The organism is Phyllobacterium sp. UNC302MFCol5.2, assembly GCF_000686005.1.
Lineage (GTDB): Bacteria > Pseudomonadota > Alphaproteobacteria > Rhizobiales > Rhizobiaceae > Phyllobacterium > Phyllobacterium pellucidum.
This window is the reverse complement of sequence record NZ_JMLL01000010.1, coordinates 995,601-1,009,095: the sequence shown is the minus strand read 5'-3', so window position 1 is coordinate 1,009,095 and position 13,495 is coordinate 995,601. Positions and strand designations below refer to the sequence as shown.

The 13,495-nt window shown below is 59.9% G+C and carries 14 protein-coding genes; 2 read left to right on the top strand and 12 right to left on the bottom strand.

Features of this window, described 5'->3' with window-relative positions; genetic code table 11:
• Nucleotides 1-3 precede the first annotated feature (3 nt).
• From BR48_RS0106885 to hutI, 12 genes are all read right to left on the bottom strand, one after another.
• Nucleotides 4-1,035, bottom strand: a complete 1,032-nt coding sequence (locus BR48_RS0106885) for a sulfate ABC transporter substrate-binding protein (RefSeq protein WP_027230614.1) — start codon at nucleotides 1,033-1,035, stop codon at nucleotides 4-6.
• Between the two features lie 296 nt (nucleotides 1,036-1,331).
• Nucleotides 1,332-1,526 carry a hypothetical protein gene (locus BR48_RS0106880; protein WP_027230613.1) on the bottom strand — a complete coding sequence of 65 codons (195 nt, stop codon included), beginning with the start codon at nucleotides 1,524-1,526 and terminating at the stop codon, nucleotides 1,332-1,334.
• Nucleotides 1,527-1,538: 12 nt separating this feature from the next.
• The gene (locus BR48_RS0106875) at nucleotides 1,539-2,045 is read right to left on the bottom strand and encodes a hypothetical protein (RefSeq protein ID WP_027230612.1); all 507 of its coding nucleotides are present in this window, start codon (nucleotides 2,043-2,045) and stop codon (nucleotides 1,539-1,541) included.
• A 435-nt stretch (nucleotides 2,046-2,480) separates the two neighbouring features.
• Nucleotides 2,481-3,071: an SCO family protein gene (locus tag BR48_RS0106865; protein ID WP_051614649.1), complete on the bottom strand. Its 591-nt coding sequence runs from the start codon at nucleotides 3,069-3,071 to the stop codon at nucleotides 2,481-2,483.
• A 1-nt stretch (nucleotide 3,072) separates the two neighbouring features.
• Complete coding sequence (locus BR48_RS0106860; protein ID WP_027230610.1) at nucleotides 3,073-3,597, bottom strand: copper chaperone PCu(A)C; 525 nt, start codon at nucleotides 3,595-3,597, stop codon at nucleotides 3,073-3,075.
• 23 nt (nucleotides 3,598-3,620) lie between these two features.
• On the bottom strand, nucleotides 3,621-4,982 hold the full coding sequence (locus BR48_RS0106855) for a PepSY domain-containing protein (RefSeq protein WP_036813474.1): 1,362 nt from the start codon (nucleotides 4,980-4,982) through the stop codon (nucleotides 3,621-3,623).
• 81 nt (nucleotides 4,983-5,063) lie between these two features.
• Nucleotides 5,064-5,444, bottom strand: a complete 381-nt coding sequence (locus BR48_RS0106850) for a hypothetical protein (protein WP_027230608.1) — start codon at nucleotides 5,442-5,444, stop codon at nucleotides 5,064-5,066.
• Between the two features lie 77 nt (nucleotides 5,445-5,521).
• Entirely contained in the window at nucleotides 5,522-6,067 is a 546-nt protein-coding gene (locus BR48_RS24050; protein ID WP_036813471.1) for a HutD family protein, read from the bottom strand.
• The gene (hutU, locus tag BR48_RS0106840) at nucleotides 6,067-7,737 is read right to left on the bottom strand and encodes a urocanate hydratase (protein WP_027230607.1); all 1,671 of its coding nucleotides are present in this window, start codon (nucleotides 7,735-7,737) and stop codon (nucleotides 6,067-6,069) included. Before hutU ends, BR48_RS24050 begins: the two co-directional genes overlap by 1 nt.
• Nucleotides 7,737-8,540, bottom strand: coding sequence for an N-formylglutamate deformylase (hutG, locus tag BR48_RS0106835; protein ID WP_027230606.1), 804 nt, complete (start codon nucleotides 8,538-8,540; stop codon nucleotides 7,737-7,739). Before hutG ends, hutU begins: the two co-directional genes overlap by 1 nt.
• Complete coding sequence (gene hutH / locus BR48_RS0106830; protein WP_027230605.1) at nucleotides 8,537-10,078, bottom strand: histidine ammonia-lyase; 1,542 nt, start codon at nucleotides 10,076-10,078, stop codon at nucleotides 8,537-8,539. Before hutH ends, hutG begins: the two co-directional genes overlap by 4 nt.
• A gap of 2 nt (nucleotides 10,079-10,080) precedes the next feature.
• The gene (gene hutI / locus BR48_RS0106825; RefSeq protein ID WP_027230604.1) at nucleotides 10,081-11,274 is read right to left on the bottom strand and encodes an imidazolonepropionase; all 1,194 of its coding nucleotides are present in this window, start codon (nucleotides 11,272-11,274) and stop codon (nucleotides 10,081-10,083) included.
• Nucleotides 11,275-11,358: 84 nt separating this feature from the next.
• Here hutI and BR48_RS0106820 point away from each other — a divergent pair, with 84 nt between their 5' ends.
• Both BR48_RS0106820 and BR48_RS0106815 read left to right on the top strand, forming a co-directional pair.
• Entirely contained in the window at nucleotides 11,359-12,741 is a 1,383-nt protein-coding gene (locus BR48_RS0106820; protein ID WP_027230603.1) for a formimidoylglutamate deiminase, read from the top strand.
• Complete coding sequence (locus BR48_RS0106815) at nucleotides 12,738-13,439, top strand: GntR family transcriptional regulator (RefSeq protein ID WP_027230602.1); 702 nt, start codon at nucleotides 12,738-12,740, stop codon at nucleotides 13,437-13,439. The genes BR48_RS0106820 and BR48_RS0106815 overlap by 4 nt, the downstream gene beginning before the upstream one ends.
• Nucleotides 13,440-13,495 lie beyond the last annotated feature (56 nt).

The following is a 13,495-nucleotide window of genomic DNA, read 5'->3' as shown; positions in this document are numbered from 1 at the left end:
CTGTTATTGTTTCGGCTTGTAAATCTGGTCAAACGTACCGCCATCTCCGAAGTGGTAGGGCTGCGCTTTGGCCCAACCGCCGAAGATAGGATCATCGATCTTCACTAGTTTCAACTCCGGCAATTTCTTGATGAGGTCGGGAGCGACCAGTTCCGGTTCTGCCGGACGATAGAAATGCTTGGCGGCGAGGGTCTGGCCCTCTTCGGAGTAGAGATACTGGAGATAGGCCTCGGCAGCCTTGCGCGTGCCCTTGGCATCGACATTGCCGTCGACGACAGCAACCGGCGGCTCGGCAAGGATCGACTGCGGAGGAACGACGATATCGAATTTGTCCTCGCCGAATTCAGCCAGCGACAAATAGGCTTCGTTCTCCCAGGCAAGCAGGACGTCGCCAAGTTCGCGCTGGGCGAAGGTCGTCGTCGAGCCGCGGGCGCCGGTATCGAGGACCGGAACGTGCTGGAACAACGTCGCGATATATTCCTTGATCTTGGCTTCGTCGCCGCCGTACTGGCCATAGGCCCAGGCCCAGGCTGCCAGATAATTCCAGCGCGCGCCGCCCGAAGTCTTCGGATTTGGAGTGATGACCTGCACGTCATCCTTGATCAGGTCGCCCCAGTCCTTGATGCCCTTGGGGTTTCCCTTGCGAACCAGAAACACGATGGTCGAGGTGTAGGGCGCCGCATTGTGCGGATATTTGGTGCGCCAATCGGGATTGATTTTCTTCGTCGCCTCGGCAATCGCCGTAATGTCGCTTTCGAGCGCGAGCGTCACAACATCGGCATCAAGTCCGTCGATCACGGCGCGCGCCTGCTTGCCCGATCCGCCATGCGAACTCTGGATGGTGATCGTTTCGCCGGTGTCGGCTTTCCACTTCGCCGCGAACGCCGCGTTGAAATCCTTGTAGAACTCGCGGGTCGGATCGTAGGAGACGTTGAGAAGGGTGGTGTCCGCAAAGGCAGCAGACATCGGTTGAATGGCGATCGTTGCTGTAAGCAACGCTGCCGCGAATGTTAGGGAAAATCGGGAATTTTTCATGCCTGCCTCCGTATGATGAGAACTGAAGCGTAGCAGAGGCCCCAAAATTAGGGGCGTTAGAAAGAATTCCTTTTACAGGGGAAAATTAGAATATTCTACCGCAAGCGCCTTAGTCTATCGAAACGGTCGTCTAATGGGCCGGAGCACAAGATTCCTGATGTGCCGGGCACGATCGGAAAATTGGGAATGCGGCGCCCGATTTCGCCTCGTTCCTGAAAAATCATACTATCGTGGAATAGTGTCTAACGGGATGCCGGACGTTACGGGAGCGGCCCCGCAACGGGGCCGAACCGCTCTTAACGAGGCCGCGCCCTGCCGTGGTCGCGGTAGGTTCTGTCGCTCGTCCCGGCCTCGGCGACATTCACATAGTTTGCGGATGGCCGGCTTTCAGTGAATGTCCGGGTCTTGATCGGCATGGCGAAGGCGGCTGCCGTCAGAAGCGCAGTCGCAGTGATGGAAAGGCGGCGTTCCAGCCGTGAACTGATGATCATTGTCTCGTCCCTTTAGTGCAGGCTCGCGCGCTGCGGGCGCGAAATAATGTCGTCGATTGCGAATTTCGGTATCGGCAAAAGCACTTGGTCCAATTCGACCAGCGTTTCGGCAAAGGTGATCGCAGCGTTCTCCACATCCTCCTGACGGGAAGGACATGCCATGGCATTGAGGCAAGTTCTGGCCGCAACCATGTCACAATTTTGTAAGCCCGCGATCAGTCCCAAAGTCAGGCATTCCTCCCGGCATACATGGTGCGAACCGAATGGAAATGTCTTCAACGGGCACAATGCGCAATGGCGCAGGGTGCGGATGAAATACGACAGTTCAGAGAGCGCCCGATTGCCGTTGCGGCTGCCGAGGAGCTCGCTGTAGAGACCGAAAGCCATCTCCCAAGCAATTACCGATCCGGTTTCAAATCCCGCAGTCCAACGGCGATAACCTTCGAGAACGAGCTTTTCCGGAGTTCGGTCGAAATAGCAGCCGTTGCCGCCATGCGATTCAGTCAGATGCGGATACATCGCCTGCCCTTTCGTGATTGCGTGTTGCAGCGAAAGAGCCTTTGCGGCGACCTGGAAGAATATCGGCCAGCCGCTTCGGACTGGAGGATAGAAGCAGTTGCTGCCGTGGCAGCAGGGAAACCACGCGCAGGCGTGGCAGAAAAAGACCAATCATAAGGTCCTCCAATCGAAAGGGTTCAAGGCCCAGACATCAAAGGGATGCATCCATGGGATGCCGGCGCACCTCGCGCCAGTTCGCATAAAGGCTGGCGAACCTGATAAAGTCAAACACTAAATCTTTAAAACTATTAAAAATATCAATAGGTTAGAATTATTCTAGGAAATTATGAGTATTTTAGTATACAATTGTTCCAAACGCCACAAAATATGGAACGGTCTTACTGTGGCAGGGTTTCTCGCCGGGCCAGAAAAAGCGCGACGAGAAACCACGTGCCATCAGCTTTCGATGAGCAGGCGCAACTTCTTGAGGGCGACGTCCTTGCTCTCCTTGTAGTCAATCGTGCTCTTCAGTCTTCCATCGCGATCGAGCAGGATTACCGAGGCCGTATGGTCCATCGTGTAGTCGCCGTTCTCGGTCGGCACCTTGCGAGCGTAAATCTTCCATGCTTTCAGCACTTTCTCGATTTCGTCCGGCTTGCCGGTAATGCCGGTGATCCTGTCGGTGAAAGCCGTGGTGTAGCCTTTCATGACGTTCGGCGTGTCACGCTCCGGATCGACGGAGATGAAGAAAACCCGCAGGTCCTTGCCCTCGTCGCCAAGGTCCTTCAGCCAGCCCGACATCTCGAAAAGCGTGGTAGGGCAGACTTCGGGACAATGCGTGAAGCCAAAAAAGAGCACGCTTGGATGGCCCTCGAATGCGGCTTCGGTGATGGGCGCTCCATTCTGGTCGGTGAGGTTGAAGGGCGTGCCGAGTTTCACCCCCGCAGATTGGCTGCCAAGACGAGTATTGACATAGGTGATGACCAGCAAAAGGGAGAGGACGGCAATAGCCGCCCACAGCCCATAGCGCAGAAGCCGAATTCCCATTTCAGTGTCCCATGTCCGTGGCGTTGGCCGCGCCGACCATCAATTGCAGGTCCACCTTGCCGGCCTTGGCGAACTCCAGGGTAACAGGAACCATGTCGCCCTCCTTGAGCGGTGATTTCAGCCCCATCATCATGAGGTGCAGGCCGCCGGGTGCCAGCTTTACCGTCTCGCCAGCCGGAATTTCGAGGCCTTCCTTCAGTTGGCGCATCTTCATAACGCTGCCATCCATCTTCATTTCATGAACCTCGACCCGTTCCGCAACGGGCGTGGAGCCGCCGATAAGGCGGTCGGCTTCTTTCGATCCGTTGGCGATCGTCACATAGCCGCCGCCAACCTTGGCTCCGGGCAGCGTGGCGCGGGTGAAGGCATCGCTCAAGGTGAGGTCGCCGGCCTTTACCGGCTCCATCGCGCCGGCGTCAGTCATTTCCGTGCCGGCCTGCATTGCCGAGTGATCATGGGCGGCCGCTGCGAGGGAGAAGGAAGCGGACACGAGAAGCGCCGCGGCAATTGTTGATAGTGTTTTCATGGAAAGGGTCTCCACTTCGGATTTCAAGAGAATACACGTTTGAGGGGCGAGGGTATGCGCGTGAGCAACTGATCCAGGATCAACATTGCGAGAATGGCGAACCCGGTGAGGGGAAAGAGTACGCCGAAGCCAAGGATCACAAGGGTGAGGACAGCGAAAACACTTTTCTGCGTGGGCATGGGCGGCACGCCGAGCTGACCGGACGGGCGGCGCTTCCACCACATGACGACAGCGGTCACCGAGGTCAGGACGATGGCGAGGCAGGTCATGAGCATGACGAGTTGGTTGGCGACTCCGTAATACTGGCCCATGTGAACGCCGATACCGAATTCCATTGTCTTGGCCCCCGCGCCATAATCACCGAATTTCAGGTCGATGAGGGGCTTGCCGCTGTACTGGTCGTAGTGAATGGTCCGCTGCTTTGCGATATCGTCTGGGAAGATCGCGGCCGTGTAGACGCCGGTCTTGCCTGAGGGCAGCGACACCTCGAATCCGGGGGTCAGGCCAGCCGCGTTGGCCGACGCCACGATGCTGTCGAGACCTACCGGCGAAGCATTGCTCGGCGAGGATGTCGGAACTGGCGCGTTTTCGACCGTCCAGCCGGCATTGGTCAGGACATTCTTGGTCGGCACCTCAGAACTCGGAACCTCGTCCCAAAGCTGGGTCGGATAACCGAGGCCGGCATTGGCAAGGACGGAGTTGGCTTTATCGCCCCAATAGCCGGACCAGGGCATGCCGGAGATCGCAAGGAAGAAGATCAACGCCCCTGCGCCAGCTCCGGTTACGGCATGCAGGTCGCGCCAGAACACGCGCTTCTGCGGTGTGCCACGAACACTGACGACGCCGCCGGTTTGTTTGCGCGGCCACCAGAGGTAGAAACCGGTGACGACGAGAATGAGGGCAAGCCCGCCCACCGCTTCGACGATACGGTTGAAGGGGAGGCCGAAATATTCGAGGCTGTGGATCTTCTTGACGACCCAGTTAAACTCTTCCTTCTCTGCAACCGTGCCGAGAACAGCGCCGGTATATGGATTGAGAAAGACGTAGGTTTTTCCGGCCTTCGTGCCAACCACAACGCGTACGGACTGGCTTGGCTCGGCCGGGGCGCGATAGCGCAGGACCTTGGAGCCCGGCAGGGCTGCCTTAGCGGTTTCAGTCAGGAGCGAGGGCGCAAGCGCGGTCCCATTCGGCTCGACGACATTGCGATAGGCAAAGACCGTATTGTCGATCTCGTCATTGAACAGATAAAGGCCGCCGGTGATGGCGAGGTTGAGCATGAAGGGGATGACCAGCAGGCCGGCAAAGAAATGCCAGCGCCACACGGCCCGGTAAAGGGATAGGCTAATTGTATTGGGCTTCGCGGAAGCCACGCTCGAAATGGTCATTGGTAATCCAATCGTCTGACGATAAAGCATGACGATCTGCAAACGCAGGCCGTCGTGACGTGCCCTACGGCACGAACTGTGTCAGGCGAAAGGTGGGGCTTGCGGCGGCGCCGAAGGCGGGTAGAGGCTGCGCGCGATCAGGATCGATTTGCGCGCTATCGCTATCGATTGCTCCGGCTGGAATTTTGCTTCGGATACAAATGGCGGAACTGCCAGGATGAACGATGCGGCGAGCCGGCAAGCTTCGCAGCCCGTGCCATGCCAGACGCTCTTATGGCTGTCCTCGCCGCCGCTGCCGGGGAGGCAGAGAACAGGAACGGTGCCGTCGGGAAGCGTATAGGCGGCAAGATCGATTGGCTGGGCTTCGGCGGCAACCGGCTTATGCGCGAAGGCAACGCATACGAGCGCAATGGCGCAAAGTATGCGCAATGCCGTTCGCCAGTCGTGCCAGATTCCGCGCATCAACGCCCCGATTCAGTTCGAGCCAATCAAATACATCAGCGTCAGCTCAAAATCTATGCGGCAAAGCGACAATGAAATCAGGAGGCGTTGATCTCGATCAACCAGCAGCTTTCGGGTATGCGGACGAAGGCCAGCGTTTCCCCGCGAGCGAGGTGGATCACATCGTCGATTTCGACAGTCTCGCCCGTGTGCAACGCAGCTTTTGAGCGAAGCAGCAGAAATGTTTCCTTGGCTTCCGCTGTCAGTTCCTGGCGTTCGAGCAGTGTAACACGAGCGGTAAAACGGCCGCGGCGCACCATGACGTTGAGATCCGTCACCGTCTCGATGACATCGGCGCGCGTCGGTATATCACCGGGAAACGGTATTGCCCGCGAGGTTGAGTCCAGTTTCACGGGCGTGCCGGCGCCAACTTGTAAATTCATGGCGCCGTCAAGCACTGCCAGCACCCTGTCGATACCGGCAAAGGCGGAGAAGGGGCCGGAATCCGGCACCTTCGCCATGCTGATGCGCCAATCGAAGCTGTCGATTGCAGCCCCTTCCGGCGCTATGGCGAACTCAGTGGTAACGCCGGCGCCATTCTTCCACGGCATGCGCTTGTGGGCGCCGGCGCGCAATATACGCATCAGCCGAGGATACCGGGCAGGTTAAGACCCTTTTCCTTGGCGCATTCGATTGCGATCTCGTAGCCCGCATCGGCGTGGCGCATGACGCCGGTGGCCGGGTCGTTCCAGAGCACGCGGCCGATCCGCTCCGCGGCGTCGTCCGTGCCGTCACAGCAGATCACCATGCCGGAATGCTGCGAATAGCCCATCCCGACACCGCCGCCGTGATGCAACGACACCCAGGTGGCGCCCGACGCGGTGTTGAGGAGCGCATTGAGCAGCGGCCAGTCCGAGACGGCGTCAGAGCCGTCCTTCATCGCTTCCGTCTCGCGGTTCGGCGAAGCGACGGAACCGGAATCGAGGTGATCGCGGCCGATGACGATCGGTGCTTTCAGTTCGCCGTTTCGCACCATTTCGTTGAAGGCAAGGCCGAGACGGTGGCGATCGCCGAGACCGACCCAGCAGATGCGCGCCGGCAGCCCCTGGAAGGCGATGCGATCGCGTGCCATGTCGAGCCAGTTGTGCAAGTGCGTATTGCCTGGCGTCAGTTCCTTCACCTTGGCGTCCGTCTTGTAGATGTCTTCCGGATCACCCGACAGGGCGGCCCAGCGGAACGGACCGATGCCGCGGCAGAAGAGCGGACGGATATAGGCCGGCACGAAGCCGGGGAAAGCAAAGGCGTTTTCAAGGCCTTCATCCTTGGCGACCTGCCGGATATTATTGCCGTAGTCGAGCGTGGGAATGCCCTGGTTCCAGAACGCGAGCATGGCTTCCACATGCACGCGCATGGAGGCCCGCGCGGCCTTTTCTACGGCCTTCGGGTCGCTCTCGCGCTTCTCGCGCCATTCGGCAAGGGTCCAGCCCTTGGGCAGATAACCGTTGATCGGATCGTGCGCCGAGGTCTGGTCGGTCACCATGTCAGGCCGTACGCCGCGACGTACGAGTTCCGGCAGAACATCCGCGGCATTGCCGAGAAGACCAACCGATTTGGCTTCGCCGGCCATGGTCCAGCGATCGATCATTTCCAGCGCCTCGTCGAGCGTCTCCGCCTTGGCGTCGACATAGCGGGTGCGTAGGCGGAAATCGATCGAATCCGGATTGCATTCGACGGCGAGGCAGCAGGCGCCGGCCATGACTGCGGCGAGCGGTTGTGCGCCGCCCATGCCGCCAAGGCCACCCGTGAGGATCCATTTGCCCTTGAGGTTGCCGTCATAATGCTGCCGGCCGGCCTCGACGAAGGTTTCATAGGTCCCCTGCACGATGCCCTGCGTGCCAATGTAGATCCACGAACCCGCGGTCATCTGCCCGTACATGGCGAGACCCTTCTTGTCGAGTTCGTTGAAATGATCCCAGGTCGCCCAATGCGGCACCAGATTTGAATTGGCAATAAGAACACGCGGCGCATTGGAGTGCGTCTTGAATACGCCGACGGGCTTGCCGGACTGGACGAGCAGCGTTTCATCCCCGTTGAGGGTCTTCAGCGTCGAAACGATCTTGTCGAAGTCGTCCCAGGTGCGCGCAGCCCGACCAATGCCGCCGTAGACGACGAGTTCGTTGGGGTTCTCGGCAACGTCCGGATCGAGATTGTTCATCAGCATCCGCAGGGGCGCTTCGGTCATCCAGGATTTGGTGTTGAGCTCATTGCCCCGGGGACTGCGGATTTCCCGGATATTGTGCCTCGGATTGTTCATTACTTGCTCCCCAGTTTAATGGCGGTCTGTGCGATGATTTCGAGTATGTCCTTGAGGTGCCTGCGCAACTTCTCGGCCTTGCCTTCGTCGTAGTCGAAGGGTGGCGCTTCGGTCGCAAGGTGCGACGATTGCGTCAGCTCCATCTGGATGGCGTGAATATTGGAGGAGGGCTTGCCATAATGGCGTGTCGTCCAGCCGCCCTTGAAGCGGCCGTTGATTACGGCGTCGTAGCCGCGGGCAGCAAAAGCAATGCGGCCAACCGCAGAGGCAATTTCCGGCGAGCAGCTTGTGCCCTCATTGGTCCCGATGTTGAAATCCGGCAGCTTCCCTGCAAACAGGAACGGGATATGCGAGCGGATGGAATGGCAATCGTAGAGGATGGCTAGCCCATGCGTCTTGCGCACCCGCTGGATTTCGTCGAACAGAGCCTCATGATACGGGCGATGAAACCGTTCGAGTCTCAGCTTCGTATCGGCTGACGTCGGCATTTCGCCGTCGCGCCAGATGGCTTTCCCGTCGAAATCGGTTTCCGGAATGAGCGCCGTGGTGTTCTGGCCTGGATAGAGACTGCCACCCGCAGGATCGCGGTTCGCATCGATGACGTAGCGGTGGAACGTCGCCCTGACGGTCGAGACGCCTGGCAGGAGGCCATCATAGAGCTGGTCCACATGCCAATCGGTGTCGGCGAGACGCTGGCCGTTCTCGTTCAGACGCGACCAGATTTCGGCAGGCACATCCGTGCCTGTGTGCGGAAATCCGAGGATGATCGGCAGCGATCCCTGTTTGACCTCGACAATGCTCATAGACGCGTATCCAGAACTGGGAGAATTTCGGCCGAAATCGCGGCGTTCAGTGCGCCTGAGGCAATAAGCTCGCTTACGGCCTGAAGGTCCGGCGCCATATAGCGGTCGTCGTCAAGTGTCGGCACCGCTAAGCGGATAACGCCGTGGGCGCGGGTGAGTTCCGGGCTCGTCGCGAGCGGACTGCGGAGGTCGATGCCTTGCGCCGCCGTCAGTGCCTCGATGCCGATGATCGAGAACAGATTGTCGGTCATCTGCAGAAGCCGTCGGGCTCCATGGCAGGCCATGGAAACGTGATCTTCCTGGTTGGCCGACGTTGGCGTCGAATCTACCGAAGCCGGATGCGACATCTGCTTGTTTTCTGACATGAGCGCTGCGGAGGTGACCTCCGCGATCATCAATCCGGAATTGAGGCCGGGCTTGCGCGCAAGAAATGCCGGCAGGCCGTAGCTCAAGGCTGGATCGACCAGCAATGCGATACGGCGCTGGGCGATCGCGCCGATTTCGCAGATGGCAAGCGCGATCTGGTCCGCAGCGAACGCCACCGGCTCAGCATGGAAGTTGCCGCCCGAGACGACGGAGCCATCGCTGAGAACCAGCGGGTTGTCGGTGACGGCATTGGCCTCGATTTCGAGCGTGCGTGCGGCCATGCGCAAGAGATCGAGGCACGCCCCGTCAACCTGCGGCTGGCAGCGGATGCAATAGGGGTCCTGCACGCGTTCGTCGCCTTCGATGTGACTTTCGCGGATCGGTGAATTTTCGAGGAGGCGGCGCAGCGCTGCCCCCGTGTCGATCTGGCCGCGATGCCCGCGCAAGGTATGGATATCGGGGTGAAACGGCGCGGACGAGCCCATTGCCGCGTCGGTCGAGAGCGCTCCGGTGATCAAGGCCGACTGGGCAGCCCGGTGAGCACGAAACAAACCTGCAAGAGCGAGCGCGGTGGAAGCCTGCGTGCCGTTGATCAGCGCGAGCCCTTCCTTGGCGGCAAGAACGACCGGCTTTAGCCCGGCCTTCGCAAGCCCATCGCCCGCCGGCATGCGCTCGCCGCCCAAGACGACGTCGCCTTCGCCGATCATGGCCGCGGCCATGTGCGCGAGCGGAGCAAGGTCGCCCGATGCGCCGACAGAGCCCTTTTCCGGAATGACGGGGATGACGCCCTTGTCGAGCATCCCCTCAATCAGGCTGATGAGTTCGGGACGGACGCCGGAGGCGCCGCGGCCGAGCGAGATCAGCTTCAGCGCCATGATCAGGCGCACGATGTTTTCGGGCAGCGCGTTGCCGACGCCGCAGCAATGGGAAAGGATGAGATTGCGTTGCAGGGTCGCCACATCGGCCGCATCGATCTTGATGCTGGCAAGCTTTCCGAAGCCCGTATTGATCCCGTAAACGGGAGCATTGCCCCGCGCAATCTCGGCAATGCGTGCCGCTGCAGCCTCAATCCCGGCCTTGAACGATTGGTCCAGCCGTACGGCCTCGCCCTGCCAATAGATGGTTTCCAATACTGAAATAGGCACGGAGCCGGGATGGAGAACAACAGTCATGGTTACGCTTTCAAGAAGAGCTGGTGAAGCGGGTTGAAGCCAATGCGGTAACAGAGCTCCGCCGGTTGCTCTGCATTCCAGATCGCAATCTCGGCCCGTTTTCCGGGCGCGATCGTGCCGATATCCTTGTGGAGCCCGAGTGCGCGCGCTGCCTCGCGGGTTGCCCCGGCGAGTGATTCCTCGACGGTGAGGCGGAACAGAGTGCACGCCATGTTCATCGTCAAAAGCAAGGAGGTGAGCGGCGACGTGCCGGGATTGCAGTCGGTGGCGACGGCGATACGCACGCCTGCTTCTCGTAAAAGCTTCACGGGCGGGGCCTGTTCCTCGCGCAGGGCGTAGAAGGCGCCGGGTAGGAGCACGGCAACGGTACCGGCTTCGGCCATGGCGTTGGCGCCCTCGGCGTCGAGATATTCAAGATGGTCGGCCGACAGGGCGCCGTAGGATGCCGCAAGCTTTGCGCCACTGAGATTGGACAATTGCTCGGCATGAAGTTTTACTGGCAGGCCAAGGCTTTTGGCCTTGTCGAACACGCGCGCGATCTGTGTCGGCGAAAAGGCGATGCCCTCGCAAAAACCGTCCACCGCATCGACCAGTCCTTCCGCGTGCGCTGCTTCGAGACCCGGCAGGGCGACTTCGGCGATGTAATCGTCCGCGCGCCCCTTGTATTCAAGCGGCACGGCGTGCGCGCCGAGATAGCTCGTCTTGATTCGGACCGGGCGGAGCGTCGCAAGCCTTCGCGCAACGCGCAGCATCTTGAGTTCGGCTTCGATATTCAGGCCGTAACCGGATTTGATCTCGATGGTGGAAATTCCCTCGGCCAGCAGCGTGTCGAGGCGCGGCAGGCTTTGCGCCACCAGTTCATCCTCGCTGAACGCATTGGTTGACTTGACCGACGACACGATGCCGCCACCGGCGCGCGCGATTTCCTCGTAGGTTGCGCCCTCGAGGCGCATTTCGAACTCGCGGGCGCGGTTGCCGCCGAAAACGAGGTGGGTGTGACAATCGACAAGCGCCGGCGTTGCCAGCCTGCCACCGAAATTCTCGATTTCTACATGGTTCCAGTCGGCGGGAACGTCTTTGCCAACCCAGGCGATGCGGTCGTCTTTCACGCCGATTACGCCATCCTCGATCAAGCCGTAAGGCGCGCCGATGTCTTCCAGCGTTGCGATCCGAAGTCCCGAAAGGATTTTTCTCATTGGCGTTGGCCGTGTCCCATTATGGTCTTGCTCATACCATTATTATGTATATACATATTATGTCAATCGGGTGCAGGAGAAGAAATGAGCGAGGCCACGAAATCAGTTTTTGCGCGCAGGGCCCTGACCGCCAATGGCTGGGAAAACAACGTTCTCATCCGCGTGGACGCGAGCGGACGCATCGCGTCGGTGACACCGGAAACCATCGAAGAATCAGATGCTTATACCGTCGACGCGTTGCTCCCCGCGCAAAGCAACCTGCACAGTCACACCTTTCAGCGCGCCATGGCGGGCTTGTCGGAAGCACGCAGCCCCGCCGGACGCGACAGCTTCTGGACGTGGCGCGAAGTCATGTATCGCTTTCTCGATATTCTCGATCCTGAGGACATTGAGGCGATTGCCGCCTTCGCTTTCGTCGAAATGCTGGAGTCCGGTTATTCCAGCGTCGCCGAGTTTCATTATTTGCACCATCAGCCCGGCGGCGCGACTTATGCAAAGCTCGGGGAATTGTCGGAACGCATCGCCGCCGCCGCCAGCGCAACTGGCATCGGGCTGACGATTTTACCCGTCGCCTATATGCAGGGCGGCGTCGACGGCCGTGCGCTCGCTGGCGGTCAGCTTCGGTTCGGAAACAAGCTCGACCGCTATGTGCGGCTGGCTGAAGAGGCAAAGAAAGCTGCGGCCAGTGTCAGCCCCGATGCCGGCTTCGGTGTCGCGCCCCATTCCATCCGCGCAGTAAATGAACGCGACTTAAAGGCGCTGGAACAGCATTTTCCGGGCGTTCCCTTCCATATCCATATTGCCGAGCAGATTCCGGAACTTCAGGAAGTCGAGTCCGCCTATGGCCAGCGCTCGATGAGCTGGTTGCTCGATCATCTGCCCGTCGCTGAGCGCTGGTGCCTCATCCATTCGACCCACATGAATGAGGATGAGACGCTGCGCGTCGCGGCGAACGGCGCGGTTGTCGGCCTGTGTCCGATCACCGAAGCAAATCTTGGCGACGGCATCTTCAACGGCGTCCAATATCTCAACGCTGGCGGACGGTTCGGCACCGGATCCGATTCCAATATTCGTATTGCGCCTTCCGAGGAGTTGCGCCAGCTCGAATACAGCCAGCGTCTGCGCGACGTTTCGCGCGTCATGCTTTCGCGCGACGGAAAATCCTGCGGCCGCACGCTTTTCGACGCCGCGTTGCTGGGCGGAGCTCAGGCACTCGGGCGCGCGAGTGGCAGCCTTGAAGCCGGCAAATGGGCGGATATGATTGCCCTTGATGTTGATAACACAGCGGTTTTAGGCCTTGCCGGCGACAGGCTGCTTGACGGCTGGATATTTGCCGGCGACAGAGATGCGGTAAGCGACGTCTGGTCGGCCGGACGCCATGTCGTGCGCGAAGGCAGGCATCGCGATCGCGCTTCGATATTCAAGTCCTACAAGGCGCGCCTTGCGTCGATTCTGGAGAGAGTGTGACGGCAACCGCGCGCAAATCGTTCCATGCGATCAAGGCTGAGATGGCGCGCCGCATTGCCGAGCGCGTCTGGGCGCCCGGCGCGCTGATACCCGGCGAGGAGGTGCTTGCAGTCGAGTTTGGCTGCGCCCGTGCCACCGTAAACCGGGCGCTGCAGGAGCTTGCGCGCGGCGGCGTTCTGGTGCGCAAGCGCAAGGCCGGCACGCGTGTTGCGCTGCATCCGATGCGTGAGGCACGTTTCGTCATCCCCATCGTGCGCCAGGAGATCGAGAACAAGGGCGGCGCCTATCAATTTCGCCTCGTTTCCAATGTCGTGGAAAAGGCGCCGGCATGCGTGACGAAGCGCCTTGGCATCACCAAGGCCAAGGATATGCTGCATGTGCGCTGTCTGCACCTTTCCGATGAAAAGCCCTACCAGTATGAAGACCGCTGGATCAATCTGGACGCAGTGCCGGCCATTCGCCACGAGACTTTCGAGACCGTCAGCCCGAACGAATGGCTTGTCACTCACTCACCGTTTTCGCAGGCTGAAATCGTGTTCCATGCGGGCCTCGCCGACCCGGACGAAGCCGACATGCTCGATCTTGTCGTGAACGATCCCGTCTTCGTCATCGAGCGCCTGACCTACCTTCCGCAAAAGCCAATTACCTTCGTTCGCATGATCCATCCCGGCTCGCACCGCATGGTGACAAAGCTCTGATCGGCCCCGCCGCGTCGCTGGAATGCAAATGATCATTGGCGTTTGGCCCCAACTGC

Coding starts and splice junctions, on each gene's coding strand:
- BR48_RS0106880 (WP_027230613.1), bottom strand. CDS start 1,526: ATGATCATCAGTTCACGGCTGGAACGCCGCCTTTCCATCACTGCGACT.
- BR48_RS0106875 (WP_027230612.1), bottom strand. CDS start 2,045: ATGTATCCGCATCTGACTGAATCGCATGGCGGCAACGGCTGCTATTTC.
- BR48_RS0106885 (WP_027230614.1), bottom strand. CDS start 1,035: ATGAAAAATTCCCGATTTTCCCTAACATTCGCGGCAGCGTTGCTTACA.
- BR48_RS0106855 (WP_036813474.1), bottom strand. CDS start 4,982: ATGACCATTTCGAGCGTGGCTTCCGCGAAGCCCAATACAATTAGCCTA.
- BR48_RS0106860 (WP_027230610.1), bottom strand. CDS start 3,597: ATGAAAACACTATCAACAATTGCCGCGGCGCTTCTCGTGTCCGCTTCC.
- hutU (WP_027230607.1), bottom strand. CDS start 7,737: ATGAACAATCCGAGGCACAATATCCGGGAAATCCGCAGTCCCCGGGGC.
- BR48_RS0106865 (WP_051614649.1), bottom strand. CDS start 3,071: ATGGGAATTCGGCTTCTGCGCTATGGGCTGTGGGCGGCTATTGCCGTC.
- hutG (WP_027230606.1), bottom strand. CDS start 8,540: ATGAGCATTGTCGAGGTCAAACAGGGATCGCTGCCGATCATCCTCGGA.
- BR48_RS24050 (WP_036813471.1), bottom strand. CDS start 6,067: ATGCGTATATTGCGCGCCGGCGCCCACAAGCGCATGCCGTGGAAGAAT.
- hutH (WP_027230605.1), bottom strand. CDS start 10,078: ATGACTGTTGTTCTCCATCCCGGCTCCGTGCCTATTTCAGTATTGGAA.
- BR48_RS0106850 (WP_027230608.1), bottom strand. CDS start 5,444: ATGCGCGGAATCTGGCACGACTGGCGAACGGCATTGCGCATACTTTGC.
- hutI (WP_027230604.1), bottom strand. CDS start 11,274: ATGAGAAAAATCCTTTCGGGACTTCGGATCGCAACGCTGGAAGACATC.
- BR48_RS0106820 (WP_027230603.1), top strand. CDS start 11,359: ATGAGCGAGGCCACGAAATCAGTTTTTGCGCGCAGGGCCCTGACCGCC.